Source organism: Microcoleus sp. Pol17C6, assembly GCF_036701145.1.
Classification (GTDB): domain Bacteria; phylum Cyanobacteriota; class Cyanobacteriia; order Cyanobacteriales; family Microcoleaceae; genus Microcoleus.
Genome location: NZ_JAUBQH010000022.1, coordinates 12,668 through 29,801 on the forward strand (window position 1 = coordinate 12,668; position 17,134 = coordinate 29,801).

General features: G+C 43.4%; 18 protein-coding genes. 10 read left to right on the forward strand and 8 right to left on the reverse strand.

All coding sequences use genetic code 11. The features are described 5' to 3' along the window. Positions 1-14: 14 nt before the first annotated feature. Both rsmG and QUA25_RS13020 read right to left on the reverse strand, forming a co-directional pair. Positions 15-758, reverse strand: coding sequence for a 16S rRNA (guanine(527)-N(7))-methyltransferase RsmG (rsmG, locus tag QUA25_RS13015; protein ID WP_333038348.1), 744 nt, complete (start codon positions 756-758; stop codon positions 15-17). 90 nt (positions 759-848) lie between these two features. Further along, on the reverse strand, positions 849-1,520 hold the full coding sequence (locus QUA25_RS13020) for an energy-coupling factor ABC transporter ATP-binding protein (RefSeq protein WP_333038351.1): 672 nt from the start codon (positions 1,518-1,520) through the stop codon (positions 849-851). Between the two features lie 406 nt (positions 1,521-1,926). On the opposite strand from QUA25_RS13020, the gene QUA25_RS13025 reads away from it, so the two are divergent. From QUA25_RS13025 to QUA25_RS13035, 3 genes are all read left to right on the forward strand, one after another. Beyond that, positions 1,927-2,943: a Sll0314/Alr1548 family TPR repeat-containing protein gene (locus QUA25_RS13025; RefSeq protein ID WP_333038355.1), complete on the forward strand. Its 1,017-nt coding sequence runs from the start codon at positions 1,927-1,929 to the stop codon at positions 2,941-2,943. A 128-nt stretch (positions 2,944-3,071) separates the two neighbouring features. Beyond that, entirely contained in the window at positions 3,072-3,524 is a 453-nt protein-coding gene (locus QUA25_RS13030; RefSeq protein WP_333038358.1) for a DUF3531 family protein, read from the forward strand. A 184-nt stretch (positions 3,525-3,708) separates the two neighbouring features. After that, positions 3,709-4,140, forward strand: coding sequence for an NUDIX hydrolase (locus QUA25_RS13035; protein ID WP_333038360.1), 432 nt, complete (start codon positions 3,709-3,711; stop codon positions 4,138-4,140). 151 nt (positions 4,141-4,291) lie between these two features. On the opposite strand, the gene QUA25_RS13040 is transcribed toward QUA25_RS13035, so the two are convergent. Together QUA25_RS13040 and ychF are read right to left on the reverse strand one after the other, a co-directional pair. Beyond that, positions 4,292-4,657, reverse strand: a complete 366-nt coding sequence (locus tag QUA25_RS13040; RefSeq protein ID WP_333030414.1) for a phage holin family protein — start codon at positions 4,655-4,657, stop codon at positions 4,292-4,294. Between the two features lie 21 nt (positions 4,658-4,678). Then, positions 4,679-5,770: a redox-regulated ATPase YchF gene (gene ychF, locus QUA25_RS13045; protein ID WP_333038362.1), complete on the reverse strand. Its 1,092-nt coding sequence runs from the start codon at positions 5,768-5,770 to the stop codon at positions 4,679-4,681. A 121-nt stretch (positions 5,771-5,891) separates the two neighbouring features. Between ychF and QUA25_RS13050 the strand changes: the two genes are divergently transcribed. From QUA25_RS13050 to QUA25_RS13070, 5 genes are all read left to right on the forward strand, one after another. Further along, on the forward strand, positions 5,892-6,248 hold the full coding sequence (locus tag QUA25_RS13050; protein WP_333038364.1) for a hypothetical protein: 357 nt from the start codon (positions 5,892-5,894) through the stop codon (positions 6,246-6,248). Positions 6,249-6,432: 184 nt separating this feature from the next. Then, complete coding sequence (locus tag QUA25_RS13055) at positions 6,433-6,660, forward strand: hypothetical protein (protein ID WP_333038366.1); 228 nt, start codon at positions 6,433-6,435, stop codon at positions 6,658-6,660. 474 nt (positions 6,661-7,134) lie between these two features. Then, the gene (locus QUA25_RS13060) at positions 7,135-8,031 is read left to right on the forward strand and encodes a C39 family peptidase (RefSeq protein WP_333038367.1); all 897 of its coding nucleotides are present in this window, start codon (positions 7,135-7,137) and stop codon (positions 8,029-8,031) included. A gap of 117 nt (positions 8,032-8,148) precedes the next feature. After that, positions 8,149-8,694 (forward strand): hypothetical protein, encoded by a 546-nt coding sequence (locus QUA25_RS13065; protein ID WP_333038369.1) that lies wholly within the window; start codon positions 8,149-8,151, stop codon positions 8,692-8,694. A 64-nt stretch (positions 8,695-8,758) separates the two neighbouring features. Further along, the gene (locus QUA25_RS13070) at positions 8,759-9,400 is read left to right on the forward strand and encodes a lysozyme (protein ID WP_333038370.1); all 642 of its coding nucleotides are present in this window, start codon (positions 8,759-8,761) and stop codon (positions 9,398-9,400) included. Positions 9,401-9,572: 172 nt separating this feature from the next. Here QUA25_RS13070 and QUA25_RS13075 read toward each other — a convergent pair whose 3' ends face one another. From QUA25_RS13075 to QUA25_RS13090, 4 genes are all read right to left on the reverse strand, one after another. Further along, a complete protein-coding gene (locus QUA25_RS13075) occupies positions 9,573-10,244 on the reverse strand; it encodes a hypothetical protein (RefSeq protein WP_333038372.1) in 672 nt (223 codons plus the stop codon). 27 nt (positions 10,245-10,271) lie between these two features. Next, complete coding sequence (locus tag QUA25_RS13080; protein WP_333038373.1) at positions 10,272-11,081, reverse strand: mannose-binding lectin; 810 nt, start codon at positions 11,079-11,081, stop codon at positions 10,272-10,274. Positions 11,082-11,105: 24 nt separating this feature from the next. Beyond that, complete coding sequence (locus QUA25_RS13085; protein WP_333038374.1) at positions 11,106-12,059, reverse strand: CHAT domain-containing protein; 954 nt, start codon at positions 12,057-12,059, stop codon at positions 11,106-11,108. A 62-nt stretch (positions 12,060-12,121) separates the two neighbouring features. Next, positions 12,122-14,167, reverse strand: coding sequence for a caspase family protein (locus QUA25_RS13090; RefSeq protein ID WP_333038376.1), 2,046 nt, complete (start codon positions 14,165-14,167; stop codon positions 12,122-12,124). A 638-nt stretch (positions 14,168-14,805) separates the two neighbouring features. Between QUA25_RS13090 and QUA25_RS13095 the strand changes: the two genes are divergently transcribed. Together QUA25_RS13095 and cbiT are read left to right on the forward strand one after the other, a co-directional pair. After that, the gene (locus QUA25_RS13095; protein ID WP_333038378.1) at positions 14,806-16,377 is read left to right on the forward strand and encodes an aminotransferase class I/II-fold pyridoxal phosphate-dependent enzyme; all 1,572 of its coding nucleotides are present in this window, start codon (positions 14,806-14,808) and stop codon (positions 16,375-16,377) included. A gap of 99 nt (positions 16,378-16,476) precedes the next feature. Then, complete coding sequence (gene cbiT / locus QUA25_RS13100; RefSeq protein ID WP_333038379.1) at positions 16,477-17,070, forward strand: precorrin-6Y C5,15-methyltransferase subunit CbiT; 594 nt, start codon at positions 16,477-16,479, stop codon at positions 17,068-17,070. The last annotated feature ends 64 nt before the right edge of the window (positions 17,071-17,134 follow it).

Below are 17,134 nucleotides of genomic sequence, written 5' to 3' on the forward strand. Positions count from 1 at the left end.
AAAAACGGCTTTAGCTAGCGCACGGGACGCTCGAACTGCTGTACAACTTTCCGCAAGTAAACGCAGTGCCGCGCCCCCTGACTCGTCGGCGTTGTGAATGCTTCGACTGACTCAACTTTACCGCCCAAATGCTCGATCGCCCTTTGTAACTCCGTTTCTTCCTCCACCGTCCAATTTCCACGGTAAAGTACAGCCAAACCGCCATTTTTCAGCAGAGGCAGCGCGCATTTAGCGCAGAGAGGAGCTGCTCCCACTGCTCGGAGAACGGCTAAATCATAAGCTTGTTTGTGCTGTGGCGCTCTGGCAATTTCATCGGCTCTCCCCAACAAAGTTGCAGCATTTTCTATCCCTAAAGACGGCACAACTGTTTCCAAAAAAGTAATTTTTTTGCGCGTAGAATCGAGCAAAGTAACTGATAAATGCGGCAGGGCGATCGCGATCGGCAGACCCGGAAAACCCCCACCTGTCCCGATATCGATCGCTTTCTGCACCGACTCGGCGCCTAATCCGGGATTTTCCGCCGAATTATGATTAGCTGGCAGCAGTCTCGCAATTCCCCGCAGAGAATCCCACAAATGTTTTTCCCAAAACTCCATCGGCTCAGTAATTCGAGTTAAATTCAAGGAGCGATTTCCCTCGACAATTAACTCATAAAGCCGCTGAAATTGTTGCTGCTGCGACTCATCCGGCTGCCAATTCAGCGTTTTTTGCCACAACTCGTTCATCTGGGGCAATACAGGCATTGTAATCTGATTCATCTTCTATTCCCACTCTTTTGTAAGCTCTGCAAATTCTCTGCACTTAAAAATGCTTCATAATGCGGTAAGCCCGCCCGCACTAACTAATGACTAATGACTAACAAAACTCGTTTCCTTAGCTTCCAATTTAGACCGATCGACCTCCTGCAAATCCCCGTGGTCTAAAGTCCAAAATCGGTCAGCAACGCTCAACAAATCGCTAGCATCGTGAGTTACAATCAACAAAGTCCAGTGACTTTTCAACTTACTCAACAAGCTTACCAACTGCCGACGCATCGACCAATCCAAACCCGCCGTCGGTTCGTCCAAAAGTAGCAAATGCGGCTGCCGAATTAGCTGCACCGCCAGGGCTACCCTCCGCTGTTGTCCGCCGCTCAAAGCGTGGGGAGAAGCGCGCAGCGGCAAATGTCCTAGTCCCACTTCTGCCATTGCTGAGTTAATTTGTTCTTGTCCCAATTCAGGATGACCCAACCGTAATTCTTCTAAAATTGTGCCACCGCAAAAATGTCTTTCTGGAAACTGGAACACTAAACCTCCTAACTGTTGCAAGTGTTCCGGTGTTAATTCCTGTTCCCGCCAACGGATGTCGCCGCTAGTTTTTTCCGCTAAACCTGCTAATATTTCTAATAGCGTACTTTTGCCAGAACCGCTGCGACCCACAATCAGCCCCATTTGCTGCGAGGGCAGTTCTAAGTTAATATTTTTCAGAATAGGATTCGGACAGGCGGTGGGATGATATACTAAGTTTTTTAGATAAAGCATTAACGGCAGTTGTTAGTTGGCAGTTGGCAGTTGGCAGTTGTTAACACTCAACAGTGAACAATCAGAAAAATAGTTATTGTTGGAGCGGGGAACTTCTGGTTGTGCTATTGATAGTTAAGGCTGTTTTTGGGTGGGTCGATGGCACACAATTATTTTACATAAATCTTAACAAAAATTTCCTTTTTTTCATGATTGGTGTTTGATTTTTCTGTTTTTTCATGGTATATTTTAATAATGAAAATCTGTCCTTTAATCTATTAAAAGTCACACTTACATTATTAAAATGTACCTCAAAAACCATAAAAAATCAAGCAAATTGCACTCTTTTTTTGGTCGCGGCCCGAAAGTCTGAAAATTTAACTCTCTTGTTTCTAGTATACAGTATATTACATTGAGAGAATTGACGATGACGAAAACCCCTTTAGCATCGCTTGGCAAGCAAATGTTAAGTTCTAAACAGACAGTGCGGGCGATCGCTCCTGCACTGGCGATCGCCCTCAGCATCTGCATTAACTCGGCATTAGCGGGCGATCCCTTTCGCAGCAGCAACCCGCAGGCGATCGGGCCCAACACCGAAACCGCTTTCAAAACAATGTTTCAGCAAGGAAACTACAAACAAGCAAAAACTCAAATTCAACAAGCACTATCAGCCGAACCAAACGAGCCGCTAGCCTATGCAATGGCAGCCTCCATCTCATACATCGAGGAGGACTTAAACTCGATGAATTCCTACGCGCAAAAAACCCGCGAAGTAGGCGAAAAATTGGCAAAAACTAATCCATTGCGCGGCAATATTTACACAGCAGCAGGTCACTTTCTAGAAGGGGCGAACATTATAGCCAAAGAAGGAACCGCCAAAGGCGCGCCCCAAGCTTTGAGTAAATTGCGAGTAGTATTTCAATACCTAGATGCCGCCGACAAAATAGCCCCCAACGACCCAGAACTAAACCTAATCAAAGGCTACATGGACTTAATGCTAGCCACAAACCTGCCCTTTTCCAACCCCAACGAAGCAATTCAAAGACTCGAACAAAAAGCCTCTCCCCGCTATTTAGCTTATCGCGGCATGGCAGTAGGCTATCGAGACTTGAAAAAGTACGATCGCGCTTTAGAATTTGCGAACAAATCCCTAGCAGAAACGCCAAACAATCCCGAAGTTCTCTATCTAAAAGCACAAATTTTGTTTTCCCAATCCCAGGGGAAAGACGGCAACAAAACCTTACTTGAGGAAGCCCGCAAAAACTTCGACGCAGCCTTAGCAAAACCCGACCAACTGCCGCGCAGTTTAGTAGCCGACATCTTCTTTCAGCAGTGCAGAACCCGTAACCGTCTCGACAGCCAATCTCGCGCCTGCGACCCGATGCGCGATAAAATCAGAGATGCAGATGGAGTCTGGGGGCCGGCAGCCTTACCACCACTATAAAAAGAGTCAGAGGGGAAGTCAGAAGTCAGGAGTCAGGAGGAAAATTTTCCCTGTCTCCCTCTCTCCCAATTTTCCTCTCTCCTGCAATCCAATTCCTGCAATTCCATTCCCTTTCTTTGAAAAAATTGATGCAAGTAGAGTTTCGCGAGTTTAACCCCTTTGACCTCTGGATTTGGCTGAAGTTCAGCAACGTGCCTTCAAACGGTGAAAAACAGTATGTTGAAGAAGTTTTTGACTCTTGGTTTTTCTTGGGAAAACTCGGAGGATTTAATGCCGAAAATTTGCAAGTTCAAGATGAAGGCTTAGATATCAGTCAGATGAATTACGATGTTAATCTAGCCGACCAAAGCATGATGGCTTTGATGCACAATATGGGAGAAATGGAGTATCAAGGTTCTTGGGCTCGCTGCTGGTTTGATTTGGGTACTAGCGATGCGATTGGCCTCGATGTTTTGATTAATGTTTTCCAGCAACTCAGCAAAGAATTTGTGACGATTGAAAAACTGATTATTGGCGGGGAAAATAGAAACTGGCCCGTTGACACCAGTCGCCGTCGAGAGACTTTTGCTGCTGATAATTAGTGATTAGTGATTACTCATTAGGGGCGGCTTCTACTCGTTACTACGCTCTGCCTGGTAACACATATCCGGAGGCTGTGCCTCCTATTTTGCTGCTGCGAAAGCGAGGTAGAGCCTCTGGACATTGATTCCTAGACATAGCCTAGGAACCTGTTAAGGATTGATCACTAATGACTGATGACTAATTATGCAAAAAGGTAAAGTTCGCGTAATTGTTTTAGGATTAATTCAATCGGGCGATCGCATTTTCGTGTCAGAATGCGAAGATCCGGTCAAAAAAGACACATTTTACCGCGCTCTGGGCGGTGGCATAGAATTCGGAGAACACAGCATCGACGCTTTGCAAAGAGAGTTTCAAGAAGAAATTAAAGCCGAGTTAACAAATATCAAATATTTGGCTTGTTTGGAAAATTTTTTTATTTTTAATGGTCAGGCCGGACACGAACTAATACAACTTTATCAGTGCGAATTTGTCGATCCCAAATTTTATCAATTGGAGAGTCTAGCTTTTGCAGACGGAGAGTGGGTATTTACCGCACTTTGGATGCCTATCGAGCGCTTTCGATCGGGTGAATTGCGCCTAGTTCCAGAGCAATTTATCGACTACTGCGAAGGCTAAAAACTCAACCAATACTAAAAAATACATACCTGATATGGGGGAATTAAACCTAAAATATTTGCATTAGGGGCGGGTTTCACCTGAAATATTTGCGATAACTAACAAGATGAATAAACCCGCCCCTTTCTTCCGCCCAGCGCGTTACCTTTCTCTATCTTACACTAGGCAGAGTCCGCAACAGCTCATAAAGCAAAGAGTTGATAAAACCGAGGGCTATAGCACCCAGCAAAGCACTCCAAATTCCCCACCGCAAGCGAAATCCATCCACTAGCCAAGCCGCCAATCCAAAGATAATAGCGTTGATAACAATTATCCACAAACCAAAAGTTACCAACACCAATGGAAAACCCAAAACCACAAAAAGCGGCCGCACCAAAGCATTCAGCAATCCAAAAACCGCCGCCGAAATCATCGCTTTTCCAAAAGTGTCAATGTCCACCCCGATGGGCAACTTGGAAATAATAAAAAAGCTCACCGAAGTTACCAGCCAAGCAATTGCCAGCGAAACGATATCCATGTGTTCATCTCCTTAAAAAAGCTAAACATTAAATCGGAACAACAGCACATCCCCCTCTTGTACAACATACTCTTTTCCTTCACTGCGAACTAAGCCTTTTTCCTTAGCTGCATTCATCGCGCCCGTAGCAACCAAATCTTCATAACTCACAGTTTCGGCCCGGATGAAACCCCGTTCAAAATCAGAGTGAATAACCCCCGCAGCTTGCGGTGCTAACATTCCCGCGATAATTGTCCAAGCGCGAGTTTCCTTCGGGCCGCTAGTAAAATAAGTCCGCAAACCCAATAATTCGTAAGTAGCTCGAATCAGAGATTTCAAGCCCCCTTCTTTTACCCCCAGAGATTCTAGGAAATCCGTTCGTTCTTCCTCGGATAACTCCACCAATTCTGACTCAACTTGCGCCGAAACTATGACAACCTTAGCATTTTCTTTAGCTGCTACTTCCCGCACTTGTTCGACATAGCTATTTCCTGTTGCTAAATCGTCCTCAGACACGTTAGCAGCATAGATAATTGGTTTGTTGGTGAGTAATTCCAAACCTTTAACTAATTCAGCTTCTTCATCTGTGAAATTGTACTGCCGCGCCGGTTTTCCCGCATTCAAAACACCGACCAATTTTTCGAGCACATCCACTTCTGCCTGAGCTTCCTTGTTGTTGCGGGCAAGCTTGCGAGTGCGATCGAGTCGGCGTTCAATTTGAGCTAAATCTGCTAGAATTAATTCGAGATTGATAATGTCAATATCTCGGATCGGATCGACAGAACCCGCAACGTGAATGATATCGTCATTCTCAAAACAGCGGACAACGTGGACGATCGCATCTACAGCCCGAATGTGAGACAAAAACTGATTTCCCAGTCCTTCTCCCTGACTCGCCCCCTTCACCAAACCCGCAATATCCACAAACTCCATCCGCGTCGGCACAGTTTGCACGGAATTGGAAATATTGCTCAGCACCTTCAACCGTTCGTCTGGCACTGCCACGATACCCGTATTTGGCTCGATCGTACAGAAAGGAAAATTAGCAGCAGTCGCCTTGGCATTAGCAACCAGAGCATTAAACAAAGTAGATTTGCCAACATTAGGCAGTCCGACAATTCCGGCAGTAAGCATAGCTATTTAGAAACATATCACTGTTTCAAAATATCATAAGCAATAGCAATATATCTGACTTGTCCCTTCTAACTTCTACAGCTAAGCTTGAGTAAATATCGAACTTGAGGTAGATGGCTCCATGGTTAACAAGTTGTTAAGCAAAGTAACGCTCGCTGTGGGGCTGTCGCTGCCCCTGTTAGGGCTGACAGCAGCTAGCGTTTTCGCTCAGATGGTCAAAATTTCGGTGGTTAACAACAGCGGTAAGACGATGACAGCAGTCTATATGTCTCCTCCCGATAAGGATACTTGGGGAGAAAACGAGCTAGATGCCCCCATTGCCGATCGGGAAAAGGCAGATTTTGAGTGGAATCGAGCTGACTACGGTGGGTCGGAGGCGGGCTGTATTTTTGATGTCAGGGCCGAATACCTTGACGGCAAATCCACTGATTTGGAGGCTGTTGACCTTTGTAAAGAGACTGCGCTCAACTTCAATTAATCGATAATTTAGGCAAAAACCGAGTTTTTTCAAGTCTGATATTCAACAAAATGATTGGGGACTTGGGAGAAACCGGTTTTTGCGATCGACCTCACAAACAATCTTAAATTTCGCGATCGACTAAAACATAATTTAAACAGGTTCAGGGATTGTCTGAGGAATCGGCCCCGGAACTGTTTGAGGAATGGGAGAGGGTACAGTTTCCGGCACCGGTTCGGGAATGGGCTGCGGAATTGGCGCAGGTACCGGTTCCGGTACTGGCCCGGGAATGGGTTCGGGAACGGGGCCCGGCACTGGTGGCGATGCGGGTATAGTCGGCAGCCCCGGTTCGGTGCTGGGAATCTGCGGGCCGGGAAATGGAGTAGGGTTGGGAAAAATCACGACAATTCTATTAATAACTCGATACAATTAGCGTAGATAAAAAACTAAAAATACGGCATCTATCTAAATAGTGAAAATTTATTAAAGTTGATATTTTGCACCATTTTTAATCAGCTTTTTGGAGTAGACGAAAGCAACCGGATTTATCTGTATTTGATTTTTTATCCTGACCGAAAGCAATTTGGTCACAGCCCCCCGGTACAGGCCGTGAACCCTTGAAAAAAGCATAGCGTACTCATCACGTGCGAGCTCTACAGCCCGTGGGAGCAATTCTAAAATCTAAAATCTAAAATCTAAAATCGCGGAATCGATCGCCCTCCGAAAAGCCTTGCCCGCCTGTGGTTTGGCAGGACACCTAGCGAAAAGTACAGGTTATATCCTGTACTTTTGGCCAGTTGGGAGCTGGCCTTTTGGCTAATTTAAGACTCAACTAAAAGCTAGGAACTTTTTGGGGATTGCTCTCTTACGATTGAACCTAACATCTTACCAGTCCACGAGGTAAAGAATGAACACCCTAGAATATACATTGCGTTTTAAAGACAATTCGGTGCTGAAAGCTCGCCCACTCGACACATCACTATTATCTCCCGATCAAATCCTCAACTACAAAGCCGGAGAGGAAATTTTTATCAGTGCGTACACCCCTAATTTGCAAGGTAAGTATATTCGGGTTTTCCTGGATGAATTTGATATTCGTTCACCAGAAACAGCCCCAAAACAATATTACTGTTTTGGCGATGATGTTGAAATCTCATTAACGGCTGTTCCGCGAGGCGAGTCAGTTGCTCAACAGTACCCGCCGGTACTGCCGCCGAAAGTTGATTTAAAAGTTCCTTACCACTCTCAGCTCAATAATTTAAAACGTCCTTCAGGGGCTTGTAATGTCACTTGCATAGCAATGGTTCTCAAGTATTATGAGGTGGATTCTCGAACGCAAGAAGATATTAAAAACGACGTACAGCTTGAAGATGTGCTTTTCCGAAAAACAGAAGAGTGGGATGAAAAGGAGGGTTATCCTCTCGCAGACGGCACTTGTACGCGACACATCCCCAGTTATCTTCAGCGGCTTCTTCGGGAGTGGGGTCAAAAATATGGCAATGGAAAACTTCAGAATACTTACTTCAAAAATGTCACCTCTGAACAGGAAATAAAACAGCATTTAGCCAAAGGTAATCCTGTTGTCATTCACGGTTATTTTACAAATGGTCATATCATTGTCATCAAAGGTTATGACGATGCAGAGGGGGTTTGGATCTGCAACGATCCCAATGGCAAATGGCTAGGTTATCAGGGTGGATATGACAAGAACGCTAGCGGTGGAGATGTTCGCTACACTTATTCCGACCTTCGAGCTGTTTGGGATGTGGGTGGCGAGAGTTGGTGTCATTTTCCCGTTCCCTAAGTAAGCATTGATATTTGTAGGGTCGGGTCTCCTAGATTGATAGTATCAAAACGATCGCTCTTCTCAACCCGCCCTTTCTTTCACCTTGTAGTCTGTCACAACAACTTCCCTAAAGTTATGACGCAAATTGATGAAGTAGCGCAAAAATTGTTAGACCTTGATGAAGATACTCTCAAGGCACAGCTTGGGATTCTGGTTCAAGAAATAGGGCAAGATACAACCGCACGTTCTGCTTCTATTGAGAGTCTGGAAGAGGATTTAAACGCAACTCCCAGAGGTTTTAGTTCAGATAGTCTTGCTTTGAAATTTGGCGATCAATTCTTTAATAAATTCAATATCAAATCCTATGAATTGATGTGCGGCGAACTGTTAGACCCAGAACTGATAGCCAAAATTCAGGCCAGCTACAAAGAAAACTCTGAGAAAGCAGCGGCATTTTTAGCCCCGGCTTTAGCAAGTCAACTCAATTTACCTTTTTCGATCGCCATGATTGTTGCGGTATTGATTATCAAAACACTGGTTTCGGCAACTTCTACGGTTGCCGAAACTACATCGGAAACGGTCTGCGAAATTTGGAAAGAAAATCTGCCTGAAGAGACAGATACATTTAACGGCAAAGAATCGCCAACAGCAAACAGTTTTGCACAACAGCCAGTGAATTAATTATAGAGCTTATGGTTCACGGTTGAATTGAAATATTAAATCCAAAAAGTAAGGAGAAATCACGATGGAACGGGTGCTGGAAATCTTCCCTGATGGGAGTATTTATGAAATGGAAGGCGAGGTCGCAGTAAAAGTAACTGCCACCGAAGGACAAGTGAAATTGCTCTCAAAAGCTTTGCGATTCACATTAGCTAAAACATTTACCATTGCAGCTCCCGATAAAATTCCTCCTCAAGTTATGGAAATAGCCGCTCGCGGAGGGATGACCATCAACCAAGATGGGTTGGATTTGATTAAATCGTTTGAAGGTTTGTATTTGGATGCGTATCTTGACCCCGTTGACATTTGGACAATTGGGTACGGACATATCCAAGGCGTATATGAGGGTATGACAATTACGGAAGTACAGGCGGAAGAATTGCTGAGAAAAGATTTAGCAGAATTTGAAGGGTATGTGTCTAAGGCTGTGCAAGTTTCTATCAATGATAATCAATTTTCTGCGTTAGTGTCTTTTACTTTTAATCTCGGTGCTGGTTCTCTGTTTGAGTCAACTTTGTTAAAACTTTTAAATCAAGGAGATTTTCATGGTGCGGCTGACCAATTCCCGCGATGGAATAAGGCAGGGGGTCAAGAATTACCAGGATTGACAAGGCGGCGGAACGCTGAGAGAGCTTTGTTTTTAGGGGAAGATTGGACAGTTTTTTAGGCTACCAAGATACCACAGTTGGATTGCTGCCACTGTTCTTACCCATTAATAGAGCGGTCTGTATTTTAAGAATTATATAGACCGCTTTTTAGAAAATGACTCTCGATAAAGACTAAAATTATATCGTTTTTTGTAAATCAACTAAAATAAAAAATGATCTTTAATTTTAGATTTATTTAGTATAATAACACTGCCCCTCAGCGACGCCAAATTTCCGATCTGGCGGCTCACTAGGTGCTACTTTTCGACATCTAACATTGTATTCCTGTGAACACCATGAAGTTGCAGCGTCAGTGTTAACCCCCTTGGTGTGACCAAAATAAATCCTATCAGGGTTATTGCGGTCTAACCGTTCGTTACAATCATCACTTTTTAGTAGAGGAGAATTACTAGGAGCAGGGGTGGGAGTAGTATTGATATCCTTTCCTATTCCTCCGAAAATAAATAATAATACTACTCCTCCTACACCTCCAATCACTAAAAGTTTATTAAGTGTTGGAGGAGAGGCGTTATTAACAGGAAAATAATTTGTTTTAGATTTTTTTTTAGGACAATTAAGTTGTCGTTTAATTTCTTCTAACTGTTTCTTCTGATTTGAACCCAATTTTTCTTCTTCTAAAACTTCGCAAAGTCTACAAAGTCCTTCTTGATTATCTTGGTCGATTAATCGCTGAATCAAATTTGTAGAAAAATCATCAGCAGATCCATCCATTGGTAAATTCTTATGGTCAACATCTATTTTTGAGCATAGTGATGTTCTCGCATCTGTCTTGACTGGGTATGGGGTACGTTTTAGTAAGTCTATTAATGTAATTTTTTCTGGGTGGGATAATTTTTGCACCATAAAATCACGTTAAAGTTCATAGGTTTTTTAATAATATTGCAAATTTCCCAAGTTATTTTCAATTCCTTTAATCTTAATGCTGGTTGATTGGAAACTTTTGTCTACTTTTTGGCATTGTGCTGAAAGTACATCCCCCTTAATAGATATATTTTCACAAGTGTTTTGATAGGTGCTAGCTTTGCCCAATCCGTGAAATTCAAGAATTCCATTTATATTTTCAATTCCTTCAAGTTTAATGCTTGTTGAGTTTAAACTACCGTCGAATTTTCGGCATTGGGCTGAAAGTACATCCTCATTAATAGAGATATTTTCACAAGTATTTGGATAGGTACTTCTTTGAGAGGTGCTGTGAGCGGGAATAGCTATCGGATCGTGTTTCGAGTGTTCCCCTGCCCATTTGATTCCAACTATTAAACTTGATGAGATAATAGCAGCAGTGGATATCAGTATCATTTTGGGTAATTTTTCCTTGGGTTTAGGTAGAGATTCTTGCCCTGATTTAAATGGAGTTCCCTGAAATTGATATTCAGAATTACAACAACAATCAATCTTCGAGATAATTGTGGCTAATCTATCAGCTTCTCTGCTTTTACGAAAAATAGGTAATAGTTCTTTACAACAAAGATTACAGATAGCTTCTTGATTGCCAATGTCATCTAAATAACCAATTAACTGTGTTAGAAAATCATCATCTGAACCCTCTCTTAAAAAGTGAAGGTGCTCGGTTTTAATTCCAATCTTCCTACATAGTGCTTCTCGTGCTTTTGCTCGTTGACTACGACGTAATAAATCTACCAATATATCTACTTCAGATGGCTCTAAAAAATTTGAAGACATAAAATTATACTCCGGTTTTCAACACTATTGACAATTTAATTTTTGTTGAAGATTTTCCAAACAAGGCGCATACTTGCCTCTTTTAAAGAAAGGTTCAAGTTCCTTGCATAGTTTAAAAAGAGTTAGTCTATCATCTCGACTATGCAAATCGGTAATGAGCTCTAAAGCAAAATTAGCATCCGTTGATTGCCTTAAAAAGCCAAGTTCATTAGGATCAATTCCAATTTTTATACATAAGGGTCGTCTTGCTGAATGTTCTGCACGTCCACTACGGATCAAAATATCTGTAAATATTTCAATGTCATCTTGAGTGAGTTCTTTATTATTAGAATTATGTGAAATAGAACTTGGACGAAATTTGATAATAGGAACTAAATCTTGAGGAATGTTATGCAATGCAATATTATTTTTGCCAATTTCAAAAGCAACTTCATAGTTATAGCCAGCACTAATCGCATCATAAAACCCTTTAGAAAATTTAATCGCTGCATTATCTCGGATAGAAAATTGCATTCCAATTACAGAATCAATGTGCTTAAAAATCGCTTCTGCTTGTTCTTCGGAATAACAAGCATTGAGCAGGACACACTCAATCTTCGCTTTACATAAAGAGAATAACTTTGCTAGTGCATCTGTACGGACTGGTTGGGCATTTCCTGAGTCATCTTGCAAAACTATACCCCCAGGTTGCCCTTGCAATATTACAGCATCTCTTTGAGGCTGCATATCTCCCAAGTTATTATCTACAGGAAGACCGTTATTCTTTATACCATGTCCCGAAAAATGTACAATTTGTGGCTTTTCATACAATAAAGCATTCCGCAAGTCATCAATGCTTACTGCCCATTCCGTAATTAATTGAAAATCATCTCCCATTTTATGCCCTCCTAATGCTTTTTTTATTTCCTTCGCTTCCTGATCTAATTCCAAGTCGTCTGTCTTTACAGGATTAGCTGCTAAGAACAAAATCTTTTTCATGGTTTTTACCTCAAAGCTAAACAATCAGCTAAATCAGTTAACCCAATTCGAGTTAAACTTTACTAAGACTTGCGTTGTAGAAAAAAAGAACGTTCTACAGTTGTCCAATCCTCATCCGGTGGAACGGTAACAGGTCGGCCATCCCGATCGCCTTTACCTGTCAATGCCGTAGCTAATAAATCTTCTAAAAGGCTGTCTCCGGTTCGCACGCCTCCCTGTACCAGAGCACCAAAATCCGTTGGGTAAGTTGTCGCAAAAACCTTGAAAATTTCAGTGCCACCCGCTATTGAATCCTGCTCATAAAATGACACAAAGGGAAAATTATCAGGTAAGTAAAGTTGTATCTGTTCACCTTGACGTAAACCAATATCCACCCTTTTACTCGGTTCAAATTGTTGATTTGCCCCTGTAACAGGATAAAGAGGATTCACTCCATAGGTTAAACCAAAGTCGAGAATGCTGATAAAAACGGGGTGTTGATAATGGTTAACAATCTCAAACTTTAAGATGTCGCCCTCTCGAAAGACAATTTGACCTCTATCATCTTCTGGTTTAGCTTCTCTCCAATTTCCATCAGATGTCTTTCGCTTGAGGATAAACTCTATTTTATCCTTCAGGCAGCTTTCAGGATTGGGATTTTTCAGCGCTAATGCAAATCGATAACGGGCAATTTTTTCTAAGTTTTCTCTGAGTATCACTGTCGCCTCAGCTTCAGTCAAAGCGCGAGTTGGCATCAGGAGTTGACCATCTTGCCCCACCACTGCCCAAATTGGCTGCTCAATCATTTGCAGTTGAGGTACTGGATCGTCGGGAGTCACCTTTTGTCGGGGAGCGATTATATAAATTCGGGCATCAGCAACTTCACCATTTTGAGTCTGGCGTAACAAGGGTGACTGAGAAATCAAATCAACCATCTCATTAACAGCTTCTTGATAGTCAGTTTCGGCTTTAAATTCAACTTTGAGACGCATTTCCCCATAGAAATGAGCTTCTTCTACAGCGCGACTTCCTGGGATAATTCTATTAGTCTGACTTTCTTTAATAATCTTGGCATCAGAAGTTAATGCTCGAACAGAGGTAATTTTCACCTGACCCAGTTTGGGAGTTTTGTGAGCGATATGATGAATTCCAGAAGGATAAATAGCCCATTGAGAGCCTACAGTTAAGCCGAGAGCCGCACCTGCTGCCAAAGTAACTTGGTTGTTTTTACGCTGCTTAACCGATACAAAACGCATCGGTTGGATTTCCTGAATGTTGAATAACTCCCTATCCCGCGCTCCTTCCATCTGCGGATGCTGTCGAGCCTCATATACTGTGACTGCGGTACTAGCACGTTCAAAAACATCGCGATAGGTCATTCCTGACTGAGCAAAGCGTAATTCTTTGCATAAAAAATACGTTAAAGCACCGTGAGTAACGGAAGTATTCTGTTGCCGCTCTAAGTATTCATAAGAGCTTTCCTTAGCATTACAACCCGCTATCAGGACATATCGCTGACTCATCGGCAACCAGCCACTAGCACCAATCTCGCGCGTTGTTCCTCTAACCTGATTTGCAGCAATAGGCGATGGAGGAAGGTCTTTAATAGAGCGAGTGTCAGGTTCTACTGAACGCACAGCCGCACCAAAGGTATCACGAACAATACCGCCTGAGTGACAGGAATCAAAAATTAGGGTGATGTACGGAGTTTTTTCACTCAGTTGAAGCAACCAAGCATAAAGTTCATCATCTGTAATGTCCCGATTTTTATGAGGGGCGCGTCCACTATCGTAAGGTACGATCGTTTCATCCATACCATCTGGTTTATCTCCCTCACGGTCAGTGATCGAAGAACCATGTCCGCTATAGTGAATCACCACAATGTCGTTGTGGCTGACTTGATTAACTAGAGTCTCTAAAGCAGTTAAAATCCCATCGCGGGTCGCTTGTTCGTCTAACAATTGACTAATTTGTATTTCGGGAAAACTAAACTTTGTTTGCAGAATTTCTTTCATAAGCTCGACATCATTTAGGCAACCAAAAAGTTGTTTATTTTGTGGGTAGTTTGGGTACTTGTTGATGCCAATTAGCAATGCCCACTTATTTTTAGTTATTGATCTATTAGTCATAATTAATCGTTATCTTATTTGACTCTTCACTCTGTTCACTGAGAACTTGTGGCCTATCCAAATGCCACATAGCTCCTCGCAGAACTCACTGAATTGAGATTAACAAACTACAAGAACAAGGGTTCTAGCTTTTAGTTCAGTTTTATACCTAGCCAAAAGTACAGGTTGTCACCCCGACTGAGGGTCAGTCGCAAGCTGACCCTTTGGCTAATTCAAAACTCAACTAAAAATTAGAAGATTTTTATGTTAATTTATTACTATTAAAATAGTAGGTTTTCCTCCCAATAACCATAAAAATCATTCAAGCCTCTGCATCTCCTGTTTTGCTCGTACTGTATTTATCCATCTTCCCGCAGCCGACAAATGCTTAAAGAGCAAGTACCTTTGCTACCACTGGCACGGATATTTCAATCAATGGCGCTCAATTATCTGCAAGTTGTAACAAAATAAATCGTTTTCGGTTGCATTCAGACATGATATAGAGGACAGGGCAGTGCCGTTTCCATACCGCGATTAATTGTAGGGAAACGGCACTGCGCGGTGTCCTAGCTGTCGGTAATATTAATTCCGATGCTACCGGATGTGATATGAAACCTCGGCGGTTGCTATAATTCCCAATAATCAAATCAGGATTAAGCGTGTCACCAGCAAACTCTCAACAACAAACGCCTCTATTAGATGCCTTGCGCGATCGCACAAATCACCCGCACGCCCCATTCTACGCCCCCGGACACAAACGCGGACAAGGAATCTCTCAACCCCTAATTGACTTATTCGGTGCAGCAGTATTTCGCTCGGATTTGCCGGAATTGCCGGAATTAGATAATCTCTTTAACCCAGAAGGTGCAATTGCCGAAGCTCAAGAATTAGCCGCCGAAGCTTTTGGAGCTCACTCAACTCGGTTTTTGGCTAACGGTTCGACTTGCGGAATTATCGCCGCCATCTTAGCAACTTGCGGCCCAGGAGATAAAATTATCTTGCCTCGAAATATCCACTCCTCGGCGATTTCAGGTTTGATTTTATCCGGTGCAATTCCGATTTTTGTCAATCCAGAGTACAACCCGGAATGGGATATTGCCAACAGCATCACCCCAGAAGCCACAGCCGCAGCATTAGAACAACATCCCGACGCCAAAGCAGTAATGATGGTTTACCCAACCTATCACGGCGTCTGTGGGGATTTGCGGGCGATCGCCCAAATTACCCATCAATACAACATACCGTTATTAGTAGACGAAGCCCACGGCGCGCACTTTAACTTTCATCCAAACTTGCCAGAACCAGCACTATCAGCAGGTGCCGATTTAACAGTACAATCAATCCACAAAACCCTCGGTGCAATGACACAAGCATCGATGCTGCACGTCAAGGGCGATCGCATAGATATCCAAAAAATAAATAAAGCATTGCAGCTAGTACAATCTACCAGTCCCAGCTACTTATTATTAGCATCCCTAGACGCAGCCCGCCAACAATTAGCACTCCACGGCAAAGAGTTAATGGCGCAGACTTTACAGCTAGCAGAAAAAGCGCGATCGCGCATCAGTCAAATTCCCGGCTTATCAGTTTTAGAACCGTTAAACACACCGGGTTTTGCAGCATTAGACCGCACCAGGCTAACAGTAAAAGTATCAGATTTAGGAATCACAGGATTTGCCGCCGATGATATTCTGCACTCTCAACTCGGCGTCACCGCAGAATTACCAATGCCGCAACATCTAACATTTATTATCAGCTTGGGAAATACAGAATCAGATATTGACAATTTAGTTAAAGCTTGTACTTTTTTAGAAGGAAGAAGTCAGAAGGAAGAAGGAAGTTCGGCAACGAGCACTGTACAAGATGTAACGGATGTAACGAATGTCAGGAAGAAGGAAGAAGTCCGAAAGAAGAAGTCCGAGAGAAGAAGTCCGATGTCTGAGGGAAGATTGGCCCACTCTCCCACTCTCCCTCTCTCCCTCTCTCCCCCTCTCCTCTCCCCCCGTGAGGCTTTCTTTTTTCCAGCGGAAACAGTACCCGCAGACAAAGCAGTCGATCGCCTGTGCGCCGAACTCATCTGTCCCTACCCCCCAGGAATACCAGTCCTGATGCCCGGTGAAATCATTACCCCAGCAGCCATTGACTACCTGCAACAAATCCTTGCCGCCGGCGGAAAAATCACAGGTTGTAGCGATAGAAACCTCCAAACTCTCAAGGTTGTGCGACAGTAAATATTAAGGCTTGGGGGAAATTGGGAGAATTTCTACTTCTTCCGCGAGTTCCAACTGCCGTCTTGCTTCAATCAAAAATCAAAAATCAAAAATATAACTATGCTTTGGCCCTACGTCACTCCAGGCATCCCGGATGACTTATTTGAACGTTTACCGGGAATTCCCATGAGTAAGCGAGAAGTCCGACTGCTGTTAATCTCCCACCTGCGGCTGCAAGCAGATTCAGTCGTGTGGGACATCGGTGCAGGTACTGGTACGATCGCCGTAGAAACAGGTTTGCTGTGTCCCAAAGGTCGGATTATCGCCGTCGAAAGGGACGAAGAAGTAGCAAGCTTGATTCGCAGAAATTGCGATCGATTCGATCTCGACAACGTAGAAGTCATAGAAGGCAGTGCCCCGGAATGCCTGGAAAAGCTGCCCCAACCCCCCCACCGAGTCTGCATCGAAGGAGGTCGCCCCATTAAAGCCATTCTCCAAGAAGTCTGGCACTACTTGCAACCCCACGGTAGAGTGGTCGCCACAGCCTCGAATTTAGAAAATCTTTACGCCCTTTCCGAAGGCTTCGCCGAGTTACAAGTCCGCAACATCGAAGTAGTCCAGTCCGCCGTCAACCGCTTGGAGACTCGCGGCCTCAGTCAAACCTTTGCCGCCGTCAATCCCATATTTATTCTCAGCGGCGAAAAGCTGGATTAGAAGGAAGAAGAAGGCACGACACGAATTTTGACACGGATACACGAATTAATTCTGTAATTCTTAA

Coding starts and splice junctions, on each gene's coding strand:
- rsmG (WP_333038348.1), bottom strand. CDS start 758: ATGAATCAGATTACAATGCCTGTATTGCCCCAGATGAACGAGTTGTGG.
- QUA25_RS13020 (WP_333038351.1), bottom strand. CDS start 1,520: ATGCTTTATCTAAAAAACTTAGTATATCATCCCACCGCCTGTCCGAAT.
- QUA25_RS13025 (WP_333038355.1), top strand. CDS start 1,927: ATGACGAAAACCCCTTTAGCATCGCTTGGCAAGCAAATGTTAAGTTCT.
- QUA25_RS13030 (WP_333038358.1), top strand. CDS start 3,072: ATGCAAGTAGAGTTTCGCGAGTTTAACCCCTTTGACCTCTGGATTTGG.
- QUA25_RS13035 (WP_333038360.1), top strand. CDS start 3,709: ATGCAAAAAGGTAAAGTTCGCGTAATTGTTTTAGGATTAATTCAATCG.
- QUA25_RS13040 (WP_333030414.1), bottom strand. CDS start 4,657: ATGGATATCGTTTCGCTGGCAATTGCTTGGCTGGTAACTTCGGTGAGC.
- ychF (WP_333038362.1), bottom strand. CDS start 5,770: ATGCTTACTGCCGGAATTGTCGGACTGCCTAATGTTGGCAAATCTACT.
- QUA25_RS13050 (WP_333038364.1), top strand. CDS start 5,892: ATGGTTAACAAGTTGTTAAGCAAAGTAACGCTCGCTGTGGGGCTGTCG.
- QUA25_RS13055 (WP_333038366.1), top strand. CDS start 6,433: ATGGGAGAGGGTACAGTTTCCGGCACCGGTTCGGGAATGGGCTGCGGA.
- QUA25_RS13060 (WP_333038367.1), top strand. CDS start 7,135: ATGAACACCCTAGAATATACATTGCGTTTTAAAGACAATTCGGTGCTG.
- QUA25_RS13065 (WP_333038369.1), top strand. CDS start 8,149: ATGACGCAAATTGATGAAGTAGCGCAAAAATTGTTAGACCTTGATGAA.
- QUA25_RS13070 (WP_333038370.1), top strand. CDS start 8,759: ATGGAACGGGTGCTGGAAATCTTCCCTGATGGGAGTATTTATGAAATG.
- QUA25_RS13075 (WP_333038372.1), bottom strand. CDS start 10,244: ATGGTGCAAAAATTATCCCACCCAGAAAAAATTACATTAATAGACTTA.
- QUA25_RS13080 (WP_333038373.1), bottom strand. CDS start 11,081: ATGTCTTCAAATTTTTTAGAGCCATCTGAAGTAGATATATTGGTAGAT.
- QUA25_RS13085 (WP_333038374.1), bottom strand. CDS start 12,059: ATGAAAAAGATTTTGTTCTTAGCAGCTAATCCTGTAAAGACAGACGAC.
- QUA25_RS13090 (WP_333038376.1), bottom strand. CDS start 14,167: ATGACTAATAGATCAATAACTAAAAATAAGTGGGCATTGCTAATTGGC.
- cbiT (WP_333038379.1), top strand. CDS start 16,477: ATGCTTTGGCCCTACGTCACTCCAGGCATCCCGGATGACTTATTTGAA.